The sequence below is a fragment of the Nocardia sp. NPDC055002 genome (assembly GCF_053608825.1).
In genome coordinates, this window is the sequence record NZ_JBSGWE010000003.1 from 451,634 (window position 1) to 473,075 (window position 21,442).

The window sequence follows — 21,442 nt, forward strand, 5'->3', positions numbered from 1 at the left end:
CCCCTCAGCCCTGGTTGGTGTTCTGTGCCATGAGCAGCACGACATCGTCGAGCGATGCGCCGCCGAGAATCGCCGCGACCGGCAGATCGCGATCCAGTTCCGCTTTCACGCGCTTGCGGAAGTCCAAGGCCTGCAACGAATCGAGACCGAGCGCGACCAAGGGCATGGTGGCGTCGATGGATTCGGCGCTGTCACCGCCGATCACCTTGAGCAATTCGGTGCGCATACGCAGGTCGAGCGGGAAACTGTCGGTGGGCGCAGCGGGCGCCGCAGCGGCCACGGCCGCCGGAACCGCACTCACCGTCTCTGCGGGCGCCGGTGCCACCTGCGGTGCGGGCGTGGCGGATTCGAGCCCGGTGAGCACGCTGGCCTGGCCGAACGCGCCGAGCACCTCGCGCAGGAAGTCCCAGTCGGCGGCGATGATCATGCCGTCGCGCACCGGCGCGGCGAGCCCGGCCTCGATCGCATCCGCGGGCACCATCGGGAACACGCCGGCCTCCTCGACCCGGGCGAACCCGGCATCGTCGAGCGGGCCGGCCACGCTCCACAGCCCCCACTGCAGGCTCGCGGCGGCGATGCCACGGGCGCGCAGCCTGCGGGCCGCCACGTCGAGCATGCGGTTGGTCACCGCGTACAGGACCTGCCCGCGTCCGCCCAGCGTCGCCGCCATCGACGAGCACAGCAGGACCCGGCAGTCCACGGTCAGCGCGACCGCGTCGATCAGGTTGTCCAGGCCGCGCAGCTTCGCGGCGGCGGCGGTGCGCACGGCGTCGTCGGTGATCTGGTCGAGTTCGGCGTCCACATAGTTGACGGCGGCGTGAATCACCAGGTCGACCGGGCGATCGGCGATCTCGGCACCGAACGCCTTCGCGGCGTCGACCTCGCTGACATCGCACGACCGCACCACGATCTCGGTCGCGCCGATACCGCGCAGCCGAGCCAGTTCCGGTGCCAGCGCCTCGGTTTCACCGCTGCGGCTCAGCAGCGTGACACGGCCCGCTCCGGTACGCGCCAGCTGATCGGCGAACCGCAGACCCAGCTGACCGGTACCACCGACGATCACCACGTGATCGAGATCTGTTCCGAGCGAGCCGGTTTCATCGGTGGTATCGACGACCAGGCGCTTGACGAACAGCTTGCCGGCGCGCAGCGCCAGCTCGGCTTCCCCGCTGGAGTGCACCGCACCGACGATCTTGGCGGCCTGGGCGGGAGCGGATTCGTTCGCGGCCAGATCGAGGTGCCGGAAGAGGATTCCCGGGTTCTCGATACCCACACTGCGGAATCCGGCGCTCACGCCCGACTGGAACAGCCCGGGAATCGGATCACCGTCGTGGACGGTCTCGCCGCCGACGGTCAGCAGCCAGCACTCGCCACCGGGACGCAGCGCGGACAACGCCGGGGCCCAGGCGCGTTCGGCGTAGAACCGCGCCAGCGCGTCGATCGCACCGGCGCTGTCGTCGTCGCCGGAAGCGGGCAGCAACACGACCACGGAGTCAGCGGTCCCCACAGCCCGGTCCCGGTTGTCCTGGCCCGAAGGCGTGCCGGCTCCGATGACGCGCGCGTCGGCGCCGTGGCGGTCCGCGGCGGCGACCAGGGCGGCGGCCAGCTCGGCGCATTCACCCGTGTGGTCGACGACGAGGAGGCTGCGCGGCGCGGTCAGCGCGCGACGCTGTACCGGGATCCACTGTTCCACCAGCCGTTGCGGTTTCGAGGTGGAGACCACGAGTTCGGCGGGGGTCTCATGGGCGCCGAGGGGAGCCCACAGTCGCTTGGCGTTGGTCACGGTGTGCGGGAAGTCGCGCAACGGGAGGGTGACGGTGTCGTCGACTCGCAGTGCGTCCCAGCGGTAGTCGATGTCGAGGACGGCGACCTGGGCGAGATTGCGGGTGAACTCCGAGAGCCCCTCCGCGGTGCGCAGCGACGTGCCGAGGACACGGAAATCACGGGCGGGCACACCGGGACGGTTCGGGACCAGGCTGAGGTTTTCCTGGATGGCCAGCTGCAGCACGGGGTGCTCGGCGACCTCGATCATCAGGTCGACGCCATCGCTACCCGCGCTGACCACGGCCCGGTCGAACCGAACACGATTGCGCAGATTCCAGAACCAGTACTCCTCCTGCTTGAGGTCAGGAGTGATCGGCTCGCCGAGAGTCGCGCCATAGCAGGCGATCTCGGACGCGGTGAAGTTCGGCGTGCTCATCTCGTCACCGAGGAAGCCTTCGAAATCAGCCCGCACTTCGGCGACGATGGAGGTGTGTGCCGGGAAGGCGACCCGGATCTCCCTCGCGAACTGGCCACGCGCGGTAGCGGCGGCCACCAGATCGACGACGGCGCCGCGTTCACCGGAGATGGCGATGATGTGCGGCGAGTTGACGACCGCGAGCTCGGCCCACCCCGAGTGCCGCGCCATCAGCGCTTCCACGCTCTCGCGGTCCATCCCGAAGACCGCCATCGAATAGCCGCGCGGGGACAGCCGGTCCGCGAGCAGGGCGCGATGGGTCACCGCGAGCACCGAGTCACGCAGCGTCATCACGCCGGAGACCGCGCCCGCGGCGAGCTCGCCCTGGCTGTGGCCGATGGTCGCGTGCGGATCCACCCCCGCCGCCCGCCACACCGCGGCCAGGCCCGTCATGTGGAACATCAACGCGGGCTGCACTTCCCACACCGTGTCCTCGTACTGCCCCTCGTCGCCGAGCAGATAGTGCAGCGGCTGGGAATGCCCGAAGCGTTCGGCGTGGATGGCGGCGCATTCGTCGACCACCGCGCGGTAGTCGGCCGACAGCTCGTAGAACGTGGCGCCCATGCCGGGCCGCTGACTGCCCTGGCCGGGGAAGACGAACCCGATCCGGCGCGCGCTCGCCGGCACGTCGCCGTGCACGACGAGTGCGTGCTCGGAGCCGGTCGCGATCGCGTCGAGTGCGGACACCAGCTCGTCGGTCGGCCCCGTCGGCGACGCCAGGATCAGCGCCCGGCGACGACGGGGCACGCGGGTGCGGAACAACATGTCCGACAATCGTTGCGCGCTCGCCTCGGGGTGCGCGGCAACATATTCACGCAGGGCGGCCGCCTCGGCGCGCAGTCCGTCGGCACTGTCGGAGGACAGCAGGACGGGAACGCTGCCGTCCGGCAAGCGGTACTCAGCCATGGTTGGTCTCCTCCAGCACCGGCAGGCCGACGATGGCGTGCGCGTTGGTTCCCGCGACACCGAACGAGGACACCGCGGCATAGCGCAGGCCGTCCGCGCGCGGCGCCCAGTCGGTGAGTTCGGCGGCCAGACGCAAACTGGTCGCGTCCCAGTCGATCTCGGTGGTCGGCGCGTCTGCCCACAGGCTCGGCGCGATCGCGCCGTGTGCACCGCACAGCAGCACCTTGATCAGCCCGAGCATCCCCGAGGCCGCCTGGGCGTGGCCGGTGTTGGACTTCACCGAGCCGAGCAGGGGTCCGTCGGTGCGGTCCGGGTTGCCGTAAGTCGCTGCCAGCGCGGTCAATTCGAGCGGGTCGCCGACGGCGGTGCCGGTGCCGTGCCCTTCGATCAGGCCGATGTCGTCGACGCTGATCCCGGCCGCGGCGACCGTGTCCTCGATCAGCCGCTGCTGAGCGCCCGCGCTCGGCACCGCGATCGGGGCGCCGGAACCGTTGTGATTGACCCGCGAGCCGAGCAGCTGCCCGTAGATCCGGTGACCCAGCGCCTTCGCCCGCGATTCCCGTTCCAGCACGATGACTCCCGCACCCTCTGCCCAGAGGGTGCCGGTGGGGTCGGCGGCGTAGGAACGGCAGTGGCCGTCGGTGGCGAGGGCGTTGTTCTTGGAGAACTCGTAGAACGCGCCGGGCGAACCCATCACGCACACTCCGCCGGCCAGCGCCCACTCGCACTCGCCCGCGCGGATCGCCGAGGCCGCCTGGTGCACGGCGGTCAGCGACGACGCGCACGCGGTATCCACGCTGATCGAGGGACCGATCAGGCCGAGTCCGTGGGAGATGCGCCCGGCCACCGCGCCGAGCGCGGTCCCTGTCGCGCGATAGCCGCTGTACTCGTTCACCGAGCCCACCCGTGGCCCGTATTCGACGGTCGAGACGCCCATCCACACACCGGCCGAATCACCGTCCAGCGCACCGGGATTGATGCCCGCGTGTTCGAGCGCACGCCACGCGACCCGCATGGCCACTCGCTGCTGCGGATCCATCGCCACCGCTTCGCGCGGGGTGATGCCGAAGAACTGTGCGTCGAAGTCGGTCGCGCCGTCGAGGAACCCGCCCGCGTCACGAACCGGCGCCCAGCCGTCGAGCCTGCCGAGGGCGAACAGCTCGTCGAGCGGCCAGTCACGATCGCGCGGGAACGGGCCGATCAGCTCACGCCCGGAAGCGAGGGCGGACCAGAAGTCGGGCAGGGTCTCGACGCCGCCGGGGGCCTCGACACCCATCCCGACGATCACGATGGGATCGGAGTTCATCGCGCGAGCGCCTTGCCGACGAGCGCCTCGGCGATGCCGTCGATGTTCTCGTCGAGGTAGAAGTGGCCGCCCTCGAACAGGTTGACCTCGATCTCGGCGGTGGTGCTCTGGTCCCAGCCGTAGAGGTCGCGCGGCCCGACGAACGGATCGTCATCGCCACCGAGCACCAGCACGGGCGTCGCGACAGCCACGTCGGGACCACAGGAGTAGGCGTCGAAGGCGCGGTAATCGGCCTTCAGGACCGGCAGCGCCATCCGCATCACCTCACGGCTGGCCATCACGTCGGCGCCGGTGCCGTTGAGCGTGGCCATGTGGTCGAGCAATTCGTCGTCCTCGGTGGGATGCGCGGGGAGCTCGGCGATTCGGTGCGGTGCGGCGGCCGCGGAGACCACCAGCAAACGCACGGACAACCCCGCGGCCTCGGCCAGCCGGACGAATTCGAACGCGACGATGGAGCCCATGCTGTGGCCGAAGACGGTGAGCGGTGCGCCGGTGTTGTGGGCGGAGTCGCGGAACGCCTCGAAGGCGCCGGCGGCCAGCTCGGGCAGGGTCTGCGCGGCGGCTTCCCGCGCGCGGTCCTGACGGCCGGGGTACTGGACGATCGCGGTGTCGAAGTCGGCGGCCATACGCTTGGCGAACACCCGATAAGCCGAGGCGCCCGCGCCCGCGTGCGGGAAGACGATCAGCGGCGGTAGGGAATCGGTCCTGGGGGCCTGAAATTGCCTGATCCAGCCGAGTTCTCTTGCCATGTCGCTCTCCCTCACCGGCCACGCAAAGCCGCGCGGCCGTTTCGCACTATCCAAACGCCGCGCTCACGCACGGGCCCGCCCGGCGCTGTCGTCCGGGATCGGGGCGAATCCTGTTGCATCCGAATCCGACCCGAATCGGGAACGGCCCGGCTATCACCGGGCGATCGGTCGGGCAACAGTAACACCCAGCCATTAGTATAGGCTAGCCTTACCAATCGAGGTGACCAAGGTTACGATTGAACGGAGCACCGAGTAGATGAACCCCGTCGGGACCCCCACCCCGCTGCCCCGCGAGCAGACCGATCTGCCCGCCGAGGTGGCCGCCGCGCCCGCGCCGGTGCTGCCCGTCTTCGCGGCGCCGTTCAGCCTGCGCCTGGCCGATCCCGACGGCACCGACCCCGAACTGCTGGCCGAATGGATGGCCCGCCCGCACCTGCTCGAATCGTGGGAACAGGATTGGGACGCCGATCGCCGCCGCGAGAACTTCCGCGCCCAGCTGGCCGGAACCTATTCCCGCCCGTGCATTCTCAGCCTGGACCTCGCCGTCCTGGGTGAGCCCGAACTCGGGGTGCGCGATATCGCCTACCTGGAGTTCTACCGCGCCGCCAAGGACGAGATCGGCCGCTTCTACGACAGCGATCCCCATGACGTCGGCTTCCACATCGCCACCGCCGACACCGCGGTGATCGGCAAGGGCATCATGTCGGCCTGGATCTCCACCATGACCACCGCCGTTTTCGCGGCCGATCCCGCGTGCCGCCGCGTCCTGGGCGATCCCGACCACCGCAACGTGGCGATCGCTCGCAGCCTGGCCAAGGCCGGGTTCCAGTCGATCGGCGAGATCGACGTCCGACCCGACCGGCGGATCGCGTTGCAGTACGTGCCGCGCACGCCGGAAGACGTAGTCGCACCACGCTGAGCGCAAAGAAAGAGCCCCTCTCGTCGAGTTCTCGATCGGGAGGGGCTCTTTCGTGCGCACTCAGCGAGCGCCAGCGGTGGCGCGCGCCCGAGCAGGCACCGTTTGCAGCACCCGGTCCGAAAGTTCGCCGAGGCAACTGAGGTTCGGGAACCCCGGCCCCTGCGCCATCGCGGCCATATTGGGGAGGTAGAGCTTGCCGCCGAGCCCGGTGACCGCCAGGTCGTAGCCGATCGACGACTCGATCCGCGACTGCGTCAAGGCACCGCCGACGGCGAGCTCGAGCAGATCCGCGGTCCGCTGATCGAACATCTCGAGAAACCACAGCGGCTGACCACCGGTGGCATCCACCACCAGGTCGAAGTTGTGGACCTGGTCGGCGCGCAACTCGTTGCTCAGCGTCAAGGCCAGCGATTCGCCCTGCGGCGCGATCTTGGTGACCCGGCCCTGCAGGTGATGAACGCGGTTGTCGCCCAACAGGCTTTCCTGCACACGCACCGAGAACACCCCGCGGTCGGTGCGCCGGATCACGTCGCGGCGTTCCTGGATGCTCAGCGCCGCCCATTTCACGGGATCGCTGAACAGCGAGTTCTCGAAGAAGCTCTCGCCACGGGTGTAGAGGGTGGCCAGCGGGGAGATCACCGAGATGGTGAGCATCTCGTGCCGCACCAGCTCGTCCAGCGCCGAGCCGCCGGTCTCGCCGCCACCGATCACCGCGGCGCGCGAGGCGGCGGGCAGCGTGCGTTTGCCTGCCCGGTCCCAGAATTCGGCGATGCTGAGCACACGGGGATGGTCGAGGAGGGCACGGCTGCTGCGGCCGGGGCCGGTGATCATCAGGCCGTCGGCGGTGAGGCGGCTCTGCGCGCCGTCGGCATCGACCACGTCGACCTGCCACTGCTCACCATCGCCGTGACCGATCCTCTCCACACGACCGAGCACCAGCTCGAGGTCGATGGACTTCGCGACCCACTGCAGGTACTTGGCCCACACGTGGTGTTGCGGACTCGGCCTGCCGCGGTCGATCCACTCGGCGTAGGTGCCGTGTTCGATCAGGAACGTGGTCCAGCTGAAGGCGGCCATCGCGTGATCGATATCGCGGTTGCGCCCGCGCGCCCACGTGGAGTGGTACGGGAAGCCGATGTCCTTCTCGGGGCTGGTGCCCAGGCGGTGCTGTCCGTCGGTCCAGCCGCCGGTGGGCAGCCAGTTGCCGCCGACGGCATGCGCCTCGACCACGACCACGCGCGGAGCGGGCATTCCGAGCGAGCGCAGAACGTGCGATTTAGTCGCCACCGCAAGGGCTTTCGGCCCAGCGCCGACTACCAGGAGGGTTTCCACCGGTTCGTTCTCCACTCTCTCACGCACCAGCCCATATTTGCATAGGCTTACCTTATTTAACCACCGAAGCAGACAAACAAGTGTCGTTAGGCTAACCTAACGACCATGGGTAAGGGATTGAACGGTCTGATAACCAAGGCCTGGGGCGGCGCCGACTACCGGCTGACAGTGACCTCCAACGAGGAGATCACCGACAAGTTCATCCGCATCGGCTTCACCGCCGGCGGCCTGCTCGCCGACCACCCGGTGCACCCCACCCAGTGGATCCGCCTGTGGATCCCCGACGCGACCAGCGACAAGCTGCACCACCGCGGCTACACCCTGGTCGACCAGAACCCCGACGAAGACACCATGAGCATCGACTTCGCTCTGCACAACGGTCCGGCGGCCGACTGGGCCCGCCGCGCGAAGCCGGGCGACCTGCTCGACGCCACCGTGCTCGGCTCGGACTTCCAGCTCCCGGAGCAGACCCCGAGCGAGTACGTCATCTTCGGCGACACCGCCTCCCTGCCCGCCATCAACTCGCTGCTCGACGCCATCGGCGACACCCCCGCGCGAGTCTGGCTGGAATGGCAGTACGAATCCGACAAGACCATCCCGGTGAACAACAAGCCCCACCACACCCTCACCTGGCTCCAGCGCGTCGACGACGGCCGCCTGCTGCGCGAGGCCGCCCAGGAAATAACCTGCGTCCCCGGCACTTACGGCTGGGTCACCTGCGACGGTCACACCACCCGCTCGATCGTGAAGACCCTCAAGACCCAGCACGCCCTGCCCAAGACCTCGATCAAGTCGCAGGCCTACTGGAAGTAGTCGGACCGTTCCGCGAGGCGGGTGGCGGGCCGACCGGATTTCCGCGAGGGTAAGGGATGGAAGTTGTCCCCTGCCTGCGAGGAGAGCACCGTGTCCATTCTCGATGCCGCTACCCCCTTCGGCGAAGAGGTCGGCAAGCGGCTGGCCAAGGAACACGTGATCTGGTTGACCACCATCGGCGCGGACACCACCCCGCAGCCGAACCCGGTGTGGTTCCACTGGGAGAACGACGAGTTCCTCATCTTCACCATGCCCGAGGCCAAGAAGCTGCGGCACCTCGCGCGCAATCCGCGGGTCGCGCTCAACTTCAACGCCACCGACGACGGTGGCGAGGTCGCCGTCTTCACCGGCACGGCACGCGTGAACGAGGCGCCCACCGAGGACGAGATCGCCCACTACGCAAGGAAATACACCAGGGGCTTCGTCGACATCAAGATGACTGAATCGGAATTCTTCGCGGCCTACTCGGTGCCGATCCGCGTCGCCCCGGACCGCCTGCGCGGCTTCTGAACTGCCGCGGTGCGTGCGCGTGAACCCGGCGAGTACTGTGGCGAGCTCCGTCCGTATCACGGTGGGGAGCCGACATGCAGTTCAAACAGTCGAGCAAGCTCGCGAATGTTTCCTATGAGATCCGCGGCCCGATAGCCGAGCACGCCGCTCGGCTCGAGGTCGAGGGACACCGGGTGATCAAGCTCAATACCGGTAACCCGATGCAGTTCGGCTTCGACGCACCATCGGAGCTGCTGCGCGACATCATCGCCAACCTGCCGTCGTCGGCGGGCTACGCGACCTCCAAGGGGTTGCTGCCCGCCCGGCGCGCGGTGGTGCAGTACTACGAGGGCCGCGGCGTCGACGACCTCGATATCGAGAACGTCTTCCTCGGCAACGGCGCGTCCGAGCTCATCATGATGGCGATGACCGCGCTCATCGAGAACGGCGACGAAGTCCTCGTCCCCGCACCGGATTTCCCGCTGTGGACCGCCGCCGTGCACCTCAACGGCGGCAAGGCGGTGCACTACCTGTGCGACGAGAGCGCCGACTGGTATCCCGACATCGCCGACATCGCCGCCAAGATCACCGACCGCACGCGCGCCATCGTGATCATCAACCCGAACAATCCGACGGGCGCGGTGTATCCGACCGAGGTGCTCGAGCAGATGCTCGAACTCGCCCGCCAGCACAATCTGATCGTCTGCTCCGACGAGATCTACGACAAGATCCTCTACGACGACGTCGCCCACACCGTCACCGCCTCGCTCGCGCCCGACCTGCTGTGCCTGACGTTCAACGGCTTGTCCAAGGCCTACCGGCTCGCCGGTTTCCGCTCCGGCTGGCTCACCGTCTCCGGACCGACCCGCCATGCCGAGAGCTACCTCGAGGGCCTGACGATGCTGTCGGGATTGCGCCTGTGCGCGAATGTTCCCGCACAGCAGGCTGTGCAGGCGGCGCTGGGCGGGCACCAGAGCATCCACGAACTCACTCTGCCCGGTGGTCGACTACTCGAACAGCGTGATCGCGCGTGGACCGCTCTCAACGCGATTCCGGGTGTGTCCTGTGTGAAGCCGAAGGGCGCGCTGTACGCCTTCCCCAAGCTCGACCGCGCGACCTACCGGATCGACAACGACGAGAAGTTCGTGCTCGACCTGTTGCTGGCCACCAAGATTCACGTCGTGCAGGGCACCGGCTTCAACTGGCCCTCCCCCGACCACTTCCGCATCGTCACCCTGCCGCAGGCCGATGAGCTCGACCAGATCATCGGCCGGATCGGCGAATTCCTCTCCACCTACCACCAGTGAACTCGACCTCGGCGGTGTCGCGACACCGCCGAGGCCCTGGCGTCTACGCGGAGACCGGCTCCAGGCGCCAGCCAGTTGCCCGCTCGCGCTCGTTCCAGAACGCGGCGTAGCGACCGTTCAGCGCGAGCAGTTCCGCGTGCGTACCGCGTTCGGCGATCCGGCCCTTGTCCAGGAAGAGGATCTGGTCGGCATGGGCGATCGTCGAGAGACGGTGCGCCACGACGAGAACCGTTTTGTCCCTGGTGAGTTCGTGGATGCCACGGACCACCACGGCCTCGCTGTGCGGGTCCAGCGCACTGGTCGCCTCGTCGAGCAGGACGATCGGGGCGTCCTTGAGCAGGGCGCGAGCGATCGAAACGCGTTGACGCTCACCGCCCGACAGCGAGGTGCCGCCTTCGCCGACGGTGGTGTCGAAACCGTCCGGGAGGCGATCGATGATCTCGTCGACCCTGGCCGCCACCGCCGCGCGGTGCAGCTCGTCGTCGGTGGCGTCGGGCTTGCCGATGCGGATGTTGTCGGCGACCGAGCGGTTGAACAGGTAGACGTTCTGGAAGACCAGCGAGAGCTGGTCGAGCAGGGTGTCCGAAGGCTGCCTGCGCACATCGTGTTCGCCCACCGAGACCGCGCCGGAGTCGGCATCGTAGAAGCGGGCGGCCAAGCGCAGCAGCGTGGTCTTGCCCGAACCACTGGGTCCGACGATGGCGGTGGTCGTGCCCGCGGGGACGGTGAAGGTCAGGTCCGACAGGACCGGTTCACCGGGGCGGTAGCCGAAGCTCACCTCGTCGAAGACCACTGCGGGCGCACCGGGGGTGACCGGTTCGGTCGCGGCGGGCAGGGGCGATTCGGCGAGCAGGTCGGTGATGCGGTCGGCGGCCGCGGCGGCCGAGCGCAGGGCCGTACCCAGCTGGGCGGCCTGGTTCACCGGTTCGATGAAACGCGCGCTCACCGCGATCAGCGCGATCGCCGCGGCGGCCGAGATCGCGCCATCGGTCACCTGGACGACCGCGATGTACGCCAGCACCAGGAACACCGCCTGCACGAACAGCGCGAACACGGTCAGCCCCGGCACGGTCGCGACCATCATCTTCAGCACGGCCGAACGTTGCCGCACCAGCGCCGAATCCAGCTTCTTGTTCCCCGCGCCGACCGCACCGAACGCACGTAGCACCGGCTGGGCCTGCGCGAACTCCACCACCCGCGAATCGGCCTCGGCCGCGGCGGCGTGCAGCCGGGCGTCGGCGCCGGTGTAGGCGCGATTGGCGAGATTGTTCACCAGGTAGAGCACCGGTGCGGCGAGCAACATCGCCACGCCGACGCGCCAGTCGATGAACAGCATCCCGATCGCGACGACCAGCGGCACGATGATGCCGGTGAGCACCTTGGCGAGCAGATAGGCGATCAGGCCCTGCATCTCGCGCACCTGCTCGACCATCACCCGCGAGAGCGGGCCCGCGTCCCGATCTTCGAACCAGCCCAGCGGCAACGCGTTGAGCTGATCGCCGAGCCGGGTCTGCAGACCGCGCTGCATGCCCAGACCGATCCGCAGACCGATCACGGCCTGCAGGTAACCGAAGACGACCACACCGGCCACGGCGACGGCCATGCCGAGCGCCCACAGCCACGCACCGTTCAGATCGTCACCGAACAGCGCTTCCAGCACGGGAACCAGCAGCAGATACGCGATGGCCTGGCACAGCGCCTGCACCACGATCACGCCGAGCAACCGCGAGATCAGGGGGGCGAACTCGTCGGGGACGAGCCGGAAAACCTTGCGAATCATCGTGTTTCCTCCACCAGGGCGAGCGCGCCGAGGGCAGCTTCGTTGATCTCCCACAGTTGCTGGTACAGGCCACCGGCAGCTCGCAGTTCGGCATGCGTGCCCTGTTCGACCAGAGTTCCGTTGTCCAGCACCAGGATTCGATCGACTCCGGTGATGGTGTGCAGGCGGTGCGCGATGACCAGCACCGTGCGCCCGGCGACCAGGGCCGCCAGTGCGTCCTGGACGGCGGCCTCGGATTCGGGATCGGCGAAGGCGGTCGCCTCGTCGAGGACGAGGACCGGGGTGTCGGCCAGCAGTGCGCGCGCGATCGACAGCCGCTGCGCCTCGCCGCCCGACAGCGTGGCGTCGACGCCGATCTCGGAGTCGTAGCCACGGGGCAGCGCCAGGATCCGGTCGTGGATCTGAGCGGCCCTGGTGGCGTGTTCGATGGCCTCGGTGTCCGCGTCGGGGCGGGCCAGCAGGAGGTTCTCGCGAATCGTGCCGCGGATCAGGCGCACGTCCTGGAACACGAATCCGACCGTGCGATAGAGCTCTTCGCTGGTGAATTCGCGAATGTCGCGGCCGTCGATGGTGATTCGCCCCGCACTCACGTCGTAGAAACGCGGCAGCAGCTTCGCCAGGGTCGATTTGCCGGAACCGCTCGGACCGACCAGGGCGGTGATGGTGCCGGGGGTCAGTTCGAGGTCGATGCCGCGCAGCACGTCATGGCCGGTGCGGTAGGCGAACTCGACACCGTCGAAACGCACGATGCCGGTCTGCGCGCCCGCGGGCGTTTCGGCGATCTCCAGTTCCGGGGTCTGCAGGAGTTCGTGCAGGCGCAGGGCCGCGGCGCCACCGGCGCGCAGGGCCTGCGAACCGTAGCCGAGGCCGAGCAGCGAACTGCCGATACCCAGCCCCACCAGCAGGAACGGCAGCAGATCGAGCGGTTCCACCCAGCCGAGGCCCACCCCGGCGAGGCCACCGAGGACCACGACGAGCATGACGAACACGGGCATCACCACGATGTCGGAGGCCGCCTGCACGCGAATGATCGGCGTCTTCATCCGATGCGCCGCCTGGACCTGACCTTCGACGGCGTCCTGGAACTCCCTGTGCGCCTTGCCCGCCTGACCGAATGCCCGCACCACCTGGATACCGTCGACGAACTCGACCGTGGTGGCGGACAGACGACGCTCCCACCGGGTGTACACCGCGAGGCGATCGCGGCCGTCGCGGTCCATGATCTTGCTGAACAGGATCATGTAGGCGATCAGCGGAATCATCAGTACCAGCGTGAGTCGCCAGTCGACGGTGAACAGGTAGCCGAGGGTGACCAGCGGGACCACCAGCGCGCCGATGAAATCGAGGCGGGCGTGGGCGACCAGGAAGTGCAGGGCGTCGACATCGTCGCGCAGATAGCCTTTGACCTCACCGGAGCTGCGCTCGCCGAACCAGCCAAGCGGCACCCGGGTGAGTTTGGCCGCGAGCAGCCTGCGCAGCGTGAGCTGGTAGCCGGCGTCGACCGCGTGCGACCAGCTGAGCGCCACGACCTGGAGCAACGCCCGCACGACGAGCACGATCACGGCCGCGCCGAACAGCCACCACACCCGGTCGGTGTCGACCGGGGAGTTCAGCAGTTCGCGGCAGGCCGCCACGATCAGCAGGAACGGGACCACCGAGCACACCGAGGCGAGCGCGACGATCAGGCTCGCCACCGTGAGCATCCCCGATACCGGTGCCAGAATCTCCTTGCGCGCCAGCGCTTCCCGCTGCTTCTGCGCTTTCGCTGCCGCCTTGGGCAGCCGGTTCCCCGACTCCGCCCCCGGCGGCGGCGCTACCTGCACCGTCATATCGTTCTCGCCTCTCGACCTGTCCGCGGCAACTCCGCCAAGGTAGGTTAGCCTAAGTTGAGTGCTTGTGGACGATCGGGGAAGGTTGTGTGAACTGCCCGTCAACCCGTCGGCAATTCACTCTTTCGGGCGTAATTTCCTCTCTACCTCTTGATCTCGTGTAGCGGTGGGAGAACGAAAATGTTTGTCACGTCAATCATTTCAGCAATCGCCGATTGCCATTCCGACCCCGGAAAGCTGTCGTCCGAACAGGCGCATCGGGCGATGCAGATACATCTCGAATGCAGCGTCGACCTGTGCCGGGTGCGACGGCGTGCGCGTCAAGTCCTTGTCGAAGCGAAACTGATGGTGCTCGATCAGCGGGCGGGTTAGCGATTGAGCGACGGAATTGCGGGAATGCGTTTCCCATGTTCACTCCGCTGCCCTCCTCTGCCGCCTGGTTACACCGGGAGGCGCGTACCGGATTCGAGGTCACGTATTTCCGTGATGATGCGCGCGGAGTTCTCGTCGAAGGGTGCGCGACGGCGGTCGAGGACGGGATCACCTGGGTGATCGACTATCGGCTGCGGCTCGACGGGAGCTGGCACACCCGGTCGGCGCAGATCGTCGGGCGGTATCCCGAGGGCAGGCGGTCGGTGACCGTGCAGTCCGATGGGCTGGGGCGCTGGCAGGTCGACGGCACGGTCGCGCCCGAGCTCGACGGGTGCCTCGATATCGATCTCGAGGCGTCGGCGTTCACCAACGCCTTGCCGGTGCATCGCCTCGGGCTCGCGGTCGGCGACAGTGCCGACGCGCCCGCCGCCTATGTGCGCGCCGCCGACCTCACCGCGGCCCGATTACCGCAGCACTATCGCCGGATCGCCGACGGGGTAGGTCAGCGCTACGACTACCGCGCGCCCGAATTCGACTTCCACGCCACCCTGGATTACGACGAGTCGGGTCTGATCATCGACTACCCAGGGCTGGCCACACGCACCGCGTGATCCACGACGTCGAGCAGGTTCCGAGGGGCCGACAGCACCCGGCGCCACCGGCTCGACAACACTTCTTCCTATGCGACGTAGGCAGCAGCCGCCGCTGCCGAAACGGCACGGCCTCGATCCCGCCCGACTCCGGCTCCCGGAGGACGGGCAGTGGACGACCGTGCGCGATCACCTCGTCGAGCGGTTGCCGCGGGTGGATCCGGCCAGGATCGACGCGATGCTGGTGGCGGGCGAGATCGTGGATCTGGAAGGTCCGCTGACACCGGACGCGCCGTTCGTGCCGGGCGGCGCCGTGTGGTTCCACCGCGATCTGCCCGTCGAGACCGAGGTGCCGTTCGAGATCGGGATCGTGCACCGCGACGACGACATCCTCGTGATCGACAAGCCACACTTCCTGGCGACGATCCCGCGCGGTCAGCACATTCTCCAAACGGCGCTGGTGCGGTTGCGCAACGAGCTCGAACTACCCGACCTGATCCCGGCACACCGACTGGACCGGGTCACCGCCGGCCTGCTGCTGTTCGTGGTGAATCCGGCCAGGCGCGGCGCCTATCAGACGATGTTCCACCGCAAGACCGTGCGCAAGGAATACGAGGCCATCGCGCCCTACGATCCCGCGCTCGAGCTGCCGCGGACCGTGCGCAGCCGGATCATCAAGGAGAAGCAGGTGCTCGCCGCTTTCGAGGTGGACGGCGAGCCCAACGCCGAGACCGAGGTCGAACTGGTCGAACATCGCGACGGGCTCGGGCGCTACCGCCTTCGCCCGCACACCGGGCGAACCCATCAGCTGCGCCTGCATATGAACGGGCTCGGCGTGCCGATTCTCGGCGACGATTTCTACCCCGTGATCACCGATAAATCGGTCGACGATTACACGCGGCCGTTGCAATTGCTGGCGGCCTCGCTCGAATTCACGGATCCGATCAGCGGGGTCCCGCGACGGTTCGTGACGCGGCGCGAGTTGCAGGCCTGGACCGATTTGGCCGGATGGTCCGGGTCGGCTGTCGAGTAGCTCACAGCACCGCGCCGGCTGTCGATCTTGGTGGGCTCGTTCCGGGCCGCTCAACGCGGGGGGAGCGGGTTTTCGCGCATTCACCGGACCGTTTTCGTTTCGTGATATTTCCGTACACTCGGTCGGGTGCCCGTACCCGCCGTCGCCGATTCCCGGCCGAAGCTCCATGCCTACATCGATATCGCGGTGGTCGTCGTCGTGCTGGCGGGCACCAATCTGATCGCTCACTTCACGACCGCGTGGGCCAATATCGTCACCGTTCCCGTCGCGGCGTTCGCGCTCTTGGCGCTGATGCGCAAGCGGGGGCTGGGCTGGGCGGAACTCGGGCTGTCACCCAGGCACTGGAAGCGCGGGACGGTGTACGCGCTCGGTGCCGTCGGGATCGTGCTCACCGCGGTCGCGATCGGTGCTCTCTTGCCGCTCACCAGGCCGTTCTTCCTCGCCGATCGCTATGCCACGATCTCCGGCGCACTGATCGCGTCGATGATCGTGATCCCGTTGCAGACTGTGATCCCCGAAGAACTCGCCTTCCGCGGGGTACTGCACGGCACCCTCGACCGGGTCCTCGGTGTCCGCGGGCTCTTCGCCGCCGGATCGCTGATGTTCGGCCTCTGGCACATCGCGTCCTCGTTCGGCCTCACCTCGGGCAACAAGGGACTGTCCAGCATCGTCGGCGGCGGCGTGCTCGGCCAAATGGCCGGGATAGCACTCGCCGTCGCGGCCACCGCCGCCGCGGGCGTGGTGTTCACCTGGCTGCGTCGCCGCAGCGGTAGCCTCCTCGCACCCATCGCCCTGCACTGGTCGCTCAACGGCGCGGGCGCACTCGCCGCCGCCGTCGTCTGGCACACCGCCCTGCGCTGAAGCCGACCCGAGCCGGGCGGTCGAACTCCGGGGGTTGTGCACAAGTCGAACGCCGCCGGCGCCTGATGATCGAGTGTCCAGAAGTCGCCGCCGAGGCTATCGCCGCGTTGTGATGGCGTGGAATACTGGCGACAATTTCTGGCATGAGGACATGCCAGATGTAGCGGTATCCACCGAGAGGGCATGTCCGCCATGAAACGTACGCACACCGGCAGGGTCGTCGCGGTGACCGGCGGTGCCGCTGGGATCGGGCTGGAGATCGCGCGGCAGTTCGCGGTCGCGGGGGCTCGGGTGTGTCTCGGTGATCTCTCGGGCAGCGCGGCGCGCGAAGCCGCGGCCGGGCTACCGGGAACCGTGCACGGGTGCGAACTCGATGTGACCGATGAGCGGTCGTTTCATGACTTCCTCGCCGTCACCGAGGCGATCCTCGGCCCGGTCGACGTGCTCGTCAACAATGCCGGGGTGATGTGGGTCGGGTCGTTCGACGCCGAGCCCGACAGCGCGACCGCGCGCATGCTCGCGGTGAATCTGCACGGAGTGATCCGTGGGGTGCGGCTGGCGGCGCCGGCGATGCGGACACGCGGGCGCGGGCATATTGTCACCATCGCGTCGATCGCGTCCAAGGTCTCCCCCGCCGGTGAAGCGACATATGCCGCGACCAAACACGGAGTGCTCGGCTATCTCAGCGCGGTGCGGGAGGAATTGCGCGGGACCGGCGTGCGGTTGACCGCGGTCATGCCCGGGGTGGTCGATACGGAATTGGCGGCCGGAACCGATACGGGCGCGGCACAATTGCTCCAGCCCAGCGATGTCGCCACGGCAGTGCTCGACGTTGTCGCACGGCCGCGATTCGAGGTGACATTGCCCTCGCATCTCGGGCCGCTACTCGGTCTGTCCGGTGCGCTGCCACAGTGGTTGCGCGACTTCGTCTTGCGGCGGACAGTACCGAATCAGGTTGCGGCGGTGGCCGGATCGTCGCGCCGCGCGTCGTATGAGAAACGGCTGCTCCACGGCAAATCCGATTCCTGAAATCCGGCGTGTCGCCGCCGGGGATTCGGCGGAATCGACTCGTTGTCGTTGACCGGGGCACGGTCGGCGTTTACGCTCTCTGGCAATCACACATATGTTCGATAGTCCATATGTTCGAGTGGCGGAAGGCGCGACATGTCCGACGATCGGTTGAGCGAGAATGCCGCGATCGCGCCGAACACCGAGATCACGGCGCTCGCCCAGCAGGTCGCCACGGCCCGCGACAAGCTCCCCCTCCAACACGACACGGCCCTCTACGACGCGCTCTCCGACGACGAGATCCGCGCCGAACGGGAACTGGCCGAATGGATTCGCACGCAGCGGCGCAAACAGCGGCGGCGCGCCGTGGGCGACGAGCTCGCCGCCGAACAACGCGACCGCCGCACCAGCGCCCTCATCCGCCGCACCGACGAAGCCGACGCGCGCTGGCATCGCAAGGCGCTGGCCGCACGACGACGGGTGTCGAGCGCCGACGCGCGCCTGGCCCAGTTGTACCGGCGGTCGGAATGGTCATCGCGCGCGTTGATCGGGGTCGTCGTTCTCGGCATGGTGTGGGCCGGGGTCAACGTGCAACGCAATCTCGTGCCCAGCGGCGACATGAGCGACCCGCTGTACTGGCTCAGCTACGGCATCGAGGCGATGATCTCGATCCCGATCATCGTCATCATGGTCACCGCGACCACCGCGGCCCGCTGGGGACGTGAGCTGGAGCGCGGCAAGGTGATCGTGTTCGAACTCGCCCTGCTCGGCACCACCATCGCCTTGAACGCGGGCCCCCACGTGGCCGCCGGATCCTTCGGTCGCGCAGCCGAATTCGCCATCGCCCCGGTGATGGTGGGTGTAGTGATCTGGTTGCACGCGTGGGTCTCGGCCCGGTACGCGACGTTGATCGAGAGCGCCTCCGTCGAATTACCCGGCGATACCGCCTATTCCGCCGCCGAACGGATCACCGCACTGCCACTGAAGCAGGCCGACTCGCTCGGTGACGACAGGCAGGCCCTCGGCCAGAGAGTGATGAACGGCGTTGCGCCCGAACTCCGATCGCCGCTCAACCATCTGGCTGTAGTCGGCTCGACCGCTGTCTATGCCGCCGAGGCGCAGGACACTCAGACCTCCGCGAAGCCCGAGCCCGTCACGGCTGCCGGAACCAACGGTCCTGACGTGGCAGCACGCCTCGCCACGACAGCGGATTCGGTCTCCGCCGACGAGGCTGTCGATCCACCTGCCCAGCCGTCTGTCCCGGAGCCGGTGGTCCGCGATACCCCGGCACCGAGCGCTGAACCTGCCGTCGCCGAGGCCGCAACCATCGCGGCCGAACGTACCTACCCGCACGGCCTGCGCCGCCCCTCCACCGACAAGCCGAGCGCCCCCGGCACTCTCGAACTCATCCACAAGGCGGCAGCCGATCATCGCCGCAACGGCACCGAGCACGCCACCCGGATCAACGGCGCTGCCTCGACCTTGCGTCGAATACCGGTCACCACCGCCGCGCACTCCCCTGCGGGCGAAGCAACCGGTACCGACCCGGTTCCCGAGGCGACGATGCACGCCGGCACCGTCGCCCGTGACCCTGATGGCGACACTCCACCGATCACCGATCCGGTAGCGGTGCACAACGATCCACAGCCTCCCGCCGCAGAACCGGAACAACTGACCCTCACCGCCGAACCCGCAGAGCAACTGGTCCTGCAACCGGAACCGGCACAGCACACAGAACCCACCCCCGAGCGAGTCGACGCCACCGCCTCGTTCCCCGAGCAGGCCGACGCCGCAGCCCCCGAGCGGATTGATTCCACCGTTGCAGCGTCGGCGCCTGAGCCGACCTCAGCTACCGCGCATCCGACGACAACCCTCGACCCAGTCCCCGCTGCCGCCTCAGACGAAGCCGACCCGGGGTTCCCCGACGAAGACGACGGCGATCTCCCGGCTCTCGAAGACCTCGACTTCGACGAAGACACCGAGGTCCGCGCCTTGGCCCGCCAGGTCGCCCACCGCAGCCCCCTGCGCCTGACCGTCGGCCAGATCGAAGAGATCCTCGAGCTCACCGACCAGTCCTGGTCGGCCCGCAGCATCGGCAGCGAAGTCGGCGTTCCAAGCAGCACGGTCACCAACATCGTCGAGTTCGCCCACAAGATCCGCCAGCCCTACGCCTTCACCGGCTGACAGCCCAGCTGTACGGAGCGAATCGGTTCATTCGAAATCGTCGGGGAACAAGCGGAATGCCGGGTAGTTGTTGAGCGGGCGTAACACTCGGAAATCTCGACGGTCGAGGGTAAGGATCGCATCCGTGTCGTACTGAGCTGCCACTACGACACACACCGCATCGACCAGATCAAGATCCAAGCTGTCATAAGTGGCACGAACTGTGATCGCCGCGTTCAACTGTTCGGCGGCGACCTCGGCAAGGACGATGCGGGTCTGCGCGATGCGTTCCGCGAGTGAACCGAGAATCCGGTCAGCGATCTTGCGTCCGCCACGAACGCTCGCGACATGATGCACTTCAGTCAGCGCTAACGGGCTGACCACCACCGCGCTGGCGGAATCGGCGGCGCGGCGCACCGCGAAGTGCTCAGGATCAGTGCGGTTGAACATCGCGAGCAAACCGGATGTGTCCGCGATGACGATCATGCGGTGCGATTCATCGCATCACGAATCTCGTCCTTACCGATCGGTCCACCTAGGTCGAACGTCTCGTCATCGTTGATCAGCGGCTGGTCCCACCGTCGATTCCGCAACAGGTAGGCGCGCAGCGCATCGCGCATGATCTCGTTCTTCGAGCGACCTTCGTCGCTGGCCTGTGTCGCCAGCGCAGCCTCATCCTCACCGGTCAATCGCATAGTCCACGCCATGGAACCAATGGTATCAAGGATGACACCACATCAGGAGAATCGATGAAACAACGAAGGCCCGCTTCCAAAGAAGCGGGCCTTCGTACTACAACGATCTCGATGGATCGAGGAGGGACCTTACTTGGCCTTCTCCAGGACCTCGACCAGACGCCAGCGCTTGGTGGCCGACAGCGGACGGGTCTCCATCAGCTGAACGTGGTCGCCGACGTGGGCGATCTCGTTCTCGTCATGCGCCTTCACCTTGGAGGTGGTGCGAATGATCTTGCCGTAGAGCTTGTGCCGGTGACGGTCTTCCAGCTCGACGACGATCGTCTTGTTCATCTTGTCGGACACAACGTAGCCGCTGCGAACCTTGCGGCTGTTGCGCTCTTCGGTGTTCTCGCTCATGCCGCATCTCCCTTGCCAGCGGGCGCCGTGGCCAAGCCGAGCTCGCGCTCACGCATGACCGTGTAAATGCGCGCGATCTCGTGGCGGACGACGCGCAGTCGACGGTTGTTGTCGAGCTGACCCGTCGCCATCTGGAAGCGCAGGTTGAACAGCTCTTCCTTCGACTCGCGCAGGCGTGCCACGAGCTCTTCTTCGTTGAGCTCACGGAGCTCTGCGGCCGGTGTTTCGGTAGCCATCAGAACTGCTCCTCCCTGGTCACGATCCTGCATTTCATCGGGAGCTTGTGCATCGCGCGGCGCAGGGCCTCACGAGCGGTCTCCTCGTTGGGGTAAGACATCTCGAACATGACCCGACCGGGCTTCACGTTCGCGACCCACCACTCCGGCGAACCCTTACCGGAACCCATGCGGGTTTCGGCCGGCTTCTTCGTGAGCGGACGGTCGGGGTAGATGTTGATCCAGATCTTGCCGCCACGCTTGATGTGGCGGGTCATTGCGATACGCGCCGACTCGATCTGACGGTTGGTGACGTAGGCGGGCTCGAGAGCCTGGATGCCGTACTCACCGAAGGCCACCGCGGTGCCGCCCTTGGCCATGCCGGAGCGACCGGGGTGGTGCTGCTTGCGGTGCTTGACCCTACGGGGCATCAGCAT

20 protein-coding genes are annotated in these 21,442 nt (G+C 67.6%); 9 read left to right on the top strand and 11 right to left on the bottom strand.

Features of this window, described 5'->3' with window-relative positions; genetic code table 11:
* Positions 1 to 4: 4 nt before the first annotated feature.
* The 3 genes from nbtC to ACWF99_RS14355 are packed head-to-tail and all read right to left on the bottom strand — an operon-like array spanning position 5 to position 5,200.
* On the bottom strand, positions 5 to 3,145 hold the full coding sequence (nbtC, locus tag ACWF99_RS14345) for a nocobactin polyketide synthase NbtC (RefSeq protein WP_452536183.1): 3,141 nt from the start codon (positions 3,143 to 3,145) through the stop codon (positions 5 to 7).
* The gene (locus ACWF99_RS14350; protein WP_452536185.1) at positions 3,138 to 4,451 is read right to left on the bottom strand and encodes a beta-ketoacyl [acyl carrier protein] synthase domain-containing protein; all 1,314 of its coding nucleotides are present in this window, start codon (positions 4,449 to 4,451) and stop codon (positions 3,138 to 3,140) included. Before ACWF99_RS14350 ends, nbtC begins: the two co-directional genes overlap by 8 nt.
* Positions 4,448 to 5,200 (bottom strand): thioesterase II family protein, encoded by a 753-nt coding sequence (locus ACWF99_RS14355; protein WP_378656614.1) that lies wholly within the window; start codon positions 5,198 to 5,200, stop codon positions 4,448 to 4,450. Before ACWF99_RS14355 ends, ACWF99_RS14350 begins: the two co-directional genes overlap by 4 nt.
* A 256-nt stretch (positions 5,201 to 5,456) precedes the next feature.
* Between ACWF99_RS14355 and ACWF99_RS14360 the strand changes: the two genes are divergently transcribed.
* Positions 5,457 to 6,119, top strand: coding sequence for a GNAT family N-acetyltransferase (locus ACWF99_RS14360; protein WP_452536188.1), 663 nt, complete (start codon positions 5,457 to 5,459; stop codon positions 6,117 to 6,119).
* Positions 6,120 to 6,179: 60 nt separating this feature from the next.
* Here the strand turns inward: ACWF99_RS14360 and ACWF99_RS14365 are convergent, their stop codons facing one another.
* Positions 6,180 to 7,451, bottom strand: coding sequence for a SidA/IucD/PvdA family monooxygenase (locus tag ACWF99_RS14365; protein ID WP_378632462.1), 1,272 nt, complete (start codon positions 7,449 to 7,451; stop codon positions 6,180 to 6,182).
* Between the two features lie 105 nt (positions 7,452 to 7,556).
* On the opposite strand from ACWF99_RS14365, the gene ACWF99_RS14370 reads away from it, so the two are divergent.
* The 3 genes from ACWF99_RS14370 to ACWF99_RS14380 all read left to right on the top strand — a co-directional run bounded on the left by ACWF99_RS14370 (position 7,557) and on the right by ACWF99_RS14380 (position 10,060).
* Complete coding sequence (locus tag ACWF99_RS14370) at positions 7,557 to 8,264, top strand: siderophore-interacting protein (protein WP_378656609.1); 708 nt, start codon at positions 7,557 to 7,559, stop codon at positions 8,262 to 8,264.
* A 90-nt stretch (positions 8,265 to 8,354) separates the two neighbouring features.
* Positions 8,355 to 8,774: a TIGR03667 family PPOX class F420-dependent oxidoreductase gene (locus ACWF99_RS14375; protein WP_452536190.1), complete on the top strand. Its 420-nt coding sequence runs from the start codon at positions 8,355 to 8,357 to the stop codon at positions 8,772 to 8,774.
* A 74-nt stretch (positions 8,775 to 8,848) separates the two neighbouring features.
* Entirely contained in the window at positions 8,849 to 10,060 is a 1,212-nt protein-coding gene (locus ACWF99_RS14380) for a pyridoxal phosphate-dependent aminotransferase (RefSeq protein ID WP_378632188.1), read from the top strand.
* A 43-nt stretch (positions 10,061 to 10,103) separates the two neighbouring features.
* Here the strand turns inward: ACWF99_RS14380 and ACWF99_RS14385 are convergent, their stop codons facing one another.
* Both ACWF99_RS14385 and ACWF99_RS14390 read right to left on the bottom strand, forming a co-directional pair.
* The gene (locus ACWF99_RS14385) at positions 10,104 to 11,840 is read right to left on the bottom strand and encodes an ABC transporter ATP-binding protein (protein ID WP_452536192.1); all 1,737 of its coding nucleotides are present in this window, start codon (positions 11,838 to 11,840) and stop codon (positions 10,104 to 10,106) included.
* On the bottom strand, positions 11,837 to 13,669 hold the full coding sequence (locus tag ACWF99_RS14390) for an ABC transporter ATP-binding protein (protein ID WP_452536194.1): 1,833 nt from the start codon (positions 13,667 to 13,669) through the stop codon (positions 11,837 to 11,839). The genes ACWF99_RS14385 and ACWF99_RS14390 overlap by 4 nt, the downstream gene beginning before the upstream one ends.
* A gap of 407 nt (positions 13,670 to 14,076) precedes the next feature.
* On the opposite strand from ACWF99_RS14390, the gene ACWF99_RS14395 reads away from it, so the two are divergent.
* The 5 genes from ACWF99_RS14395 to ACWF99_RS14415 all read left to right on the top strand — a co-directional run bounded on the left by ACWF99_RS14395 (position 14,077) and on the right by ACWF99_RS14415 (position 19,717).
* Positions 14,077 to 14,652, top strand: a complete 576-nt coding sequence (locus ACWF99_RS14395) for a putative glycolipid-binding domain-containing protein (protein ID WP_378632179.1) — start codon at positions 14,077 to 14,079, stop codon at positions 14,650 to 14,652.
* Positions 14,653 to 14,722: 70 nt separating this feature from the next.
* Positions 14,723 to 15,664 (top strand): RluA family pseudouridine synthase, encoded by a 942-nt coding sequence (locus ACWF99_RS14400; RefSeq protein WP_452536197.1) that lies wholly within the window; start codon positions 14,723 to 14,725, stop codon positions 15,662 to 15,664.
* 126 nt (positions 15,665 to 15,790) lie between these two features.
* Complete coding sequence (locus ACWF99_RS14405) at positions 15,791 to 16,525, top strand: CPBP family intramembrane glutamic endopeptidase (RefSeq protein ID WP_378632174.1); 735 nt, start codon at positions 15,791 to 15,793, stop codon at positions 16,523 to 16,525.
* A 192-nt stretch (positions 16,526 to 16,717) separates the two neighbouring features.
* The gene (locus ACWF99_RS14410) at positions 16,718 to 17,554 is read left to right on the top strand and encodes an SDR family oxidoreductase (protein WP_452536199.1); all 837 of its coding nucleotides are present in this window, start codon (positions 16,718 to 16,720) and stop codon (positions 17,552 to 17,554) included.
* 135 nt (positions 17,555 to 17,689) lie between these two features.
* Positions 17,690 to 19,717, top strand: coding sequence for a hypothetical protein (locus ACWF99_RS14415; protein ID WP_452536201.1), 2,028 nt, complete (start codon positions 17,690 to 17,692; stop codon positions 19,715 to 19,717).
* 27 nt (positions 19,718 to 19,744) lie between these two features.
* Here ACWF99_RS14415 and ACWF99_RS14420 read toward each other — a convergent pair whose 3' ends face one another.
* The 5 genes from ACWF99_RS14420 to rplP form a co-directional block, all read right to left on the bottom strand.
* Positions 19,745 to 20,182, bottom strand: a complete 438-nt coding sequence (locus tag ACWF99_RS14420) for a PIN domain-containing protein (protein WP_452536203.1) — start codon at positions 20,180 to 20,182, stop codon at positions 19,745 to 19,747.
* A complete protein-coding gene (locus ACWF99_RS14425; protein WP_452536205.1) occupies positions 20,179 to 20,403 on the bottom strand; it encodes a ribbon-helix-helix protein, CopG family in 225 nt (74 codons plus the stop codon). The genes ACWF99_RS14420 and ACWF99_RS14425 overlap by 4 nt, the downstream gene beginning before the upstream one ends.
* A 117-nt stretch (positions 20,404 to 20,520) precedes the next feature.
* Positions 20,521 to 20,790 (bottom strand): 30S ribosomal protein S17, encoded by a 270-nt coding sequence (gene rpsQ, locus ACWF99_RS14430; RefSeq protein WP_056818470.1) that lies wholly within the window; start codon positions 20,788 to 20,790, stop codon positions 20,521 to 20,523.
* On the bottom strand, positions 20,787 to 21,026 hold the full coding sequence (rpmC, locus tag ACWF99_RS14435; protein WP_056818473.1) for a 50S ribosomal protein L29: 240 nt from the start codon (positions 21,024 to 21,026) through the stop codon (positions 20,787 to 20,789). The genes rpsQ and rpmC overlap by 4 nt, the downstream gene beginning before the upstream one ends.
* Positions 21,026 to 21,442 (bottom strand): 50S ribosomal protein L16, encoded by a 417-nt coding sequence (rplP, locus tag ACWF99_RS14440; RefSeq protein WP_056818475.1) that lies wholly within the window; start codon positions 21,440 to 21,442, stop codon positions 21,026 to 21,028. The genes rpmC and rplP overlap by 1 nt, the downstream gene beginning before the upstream one ends.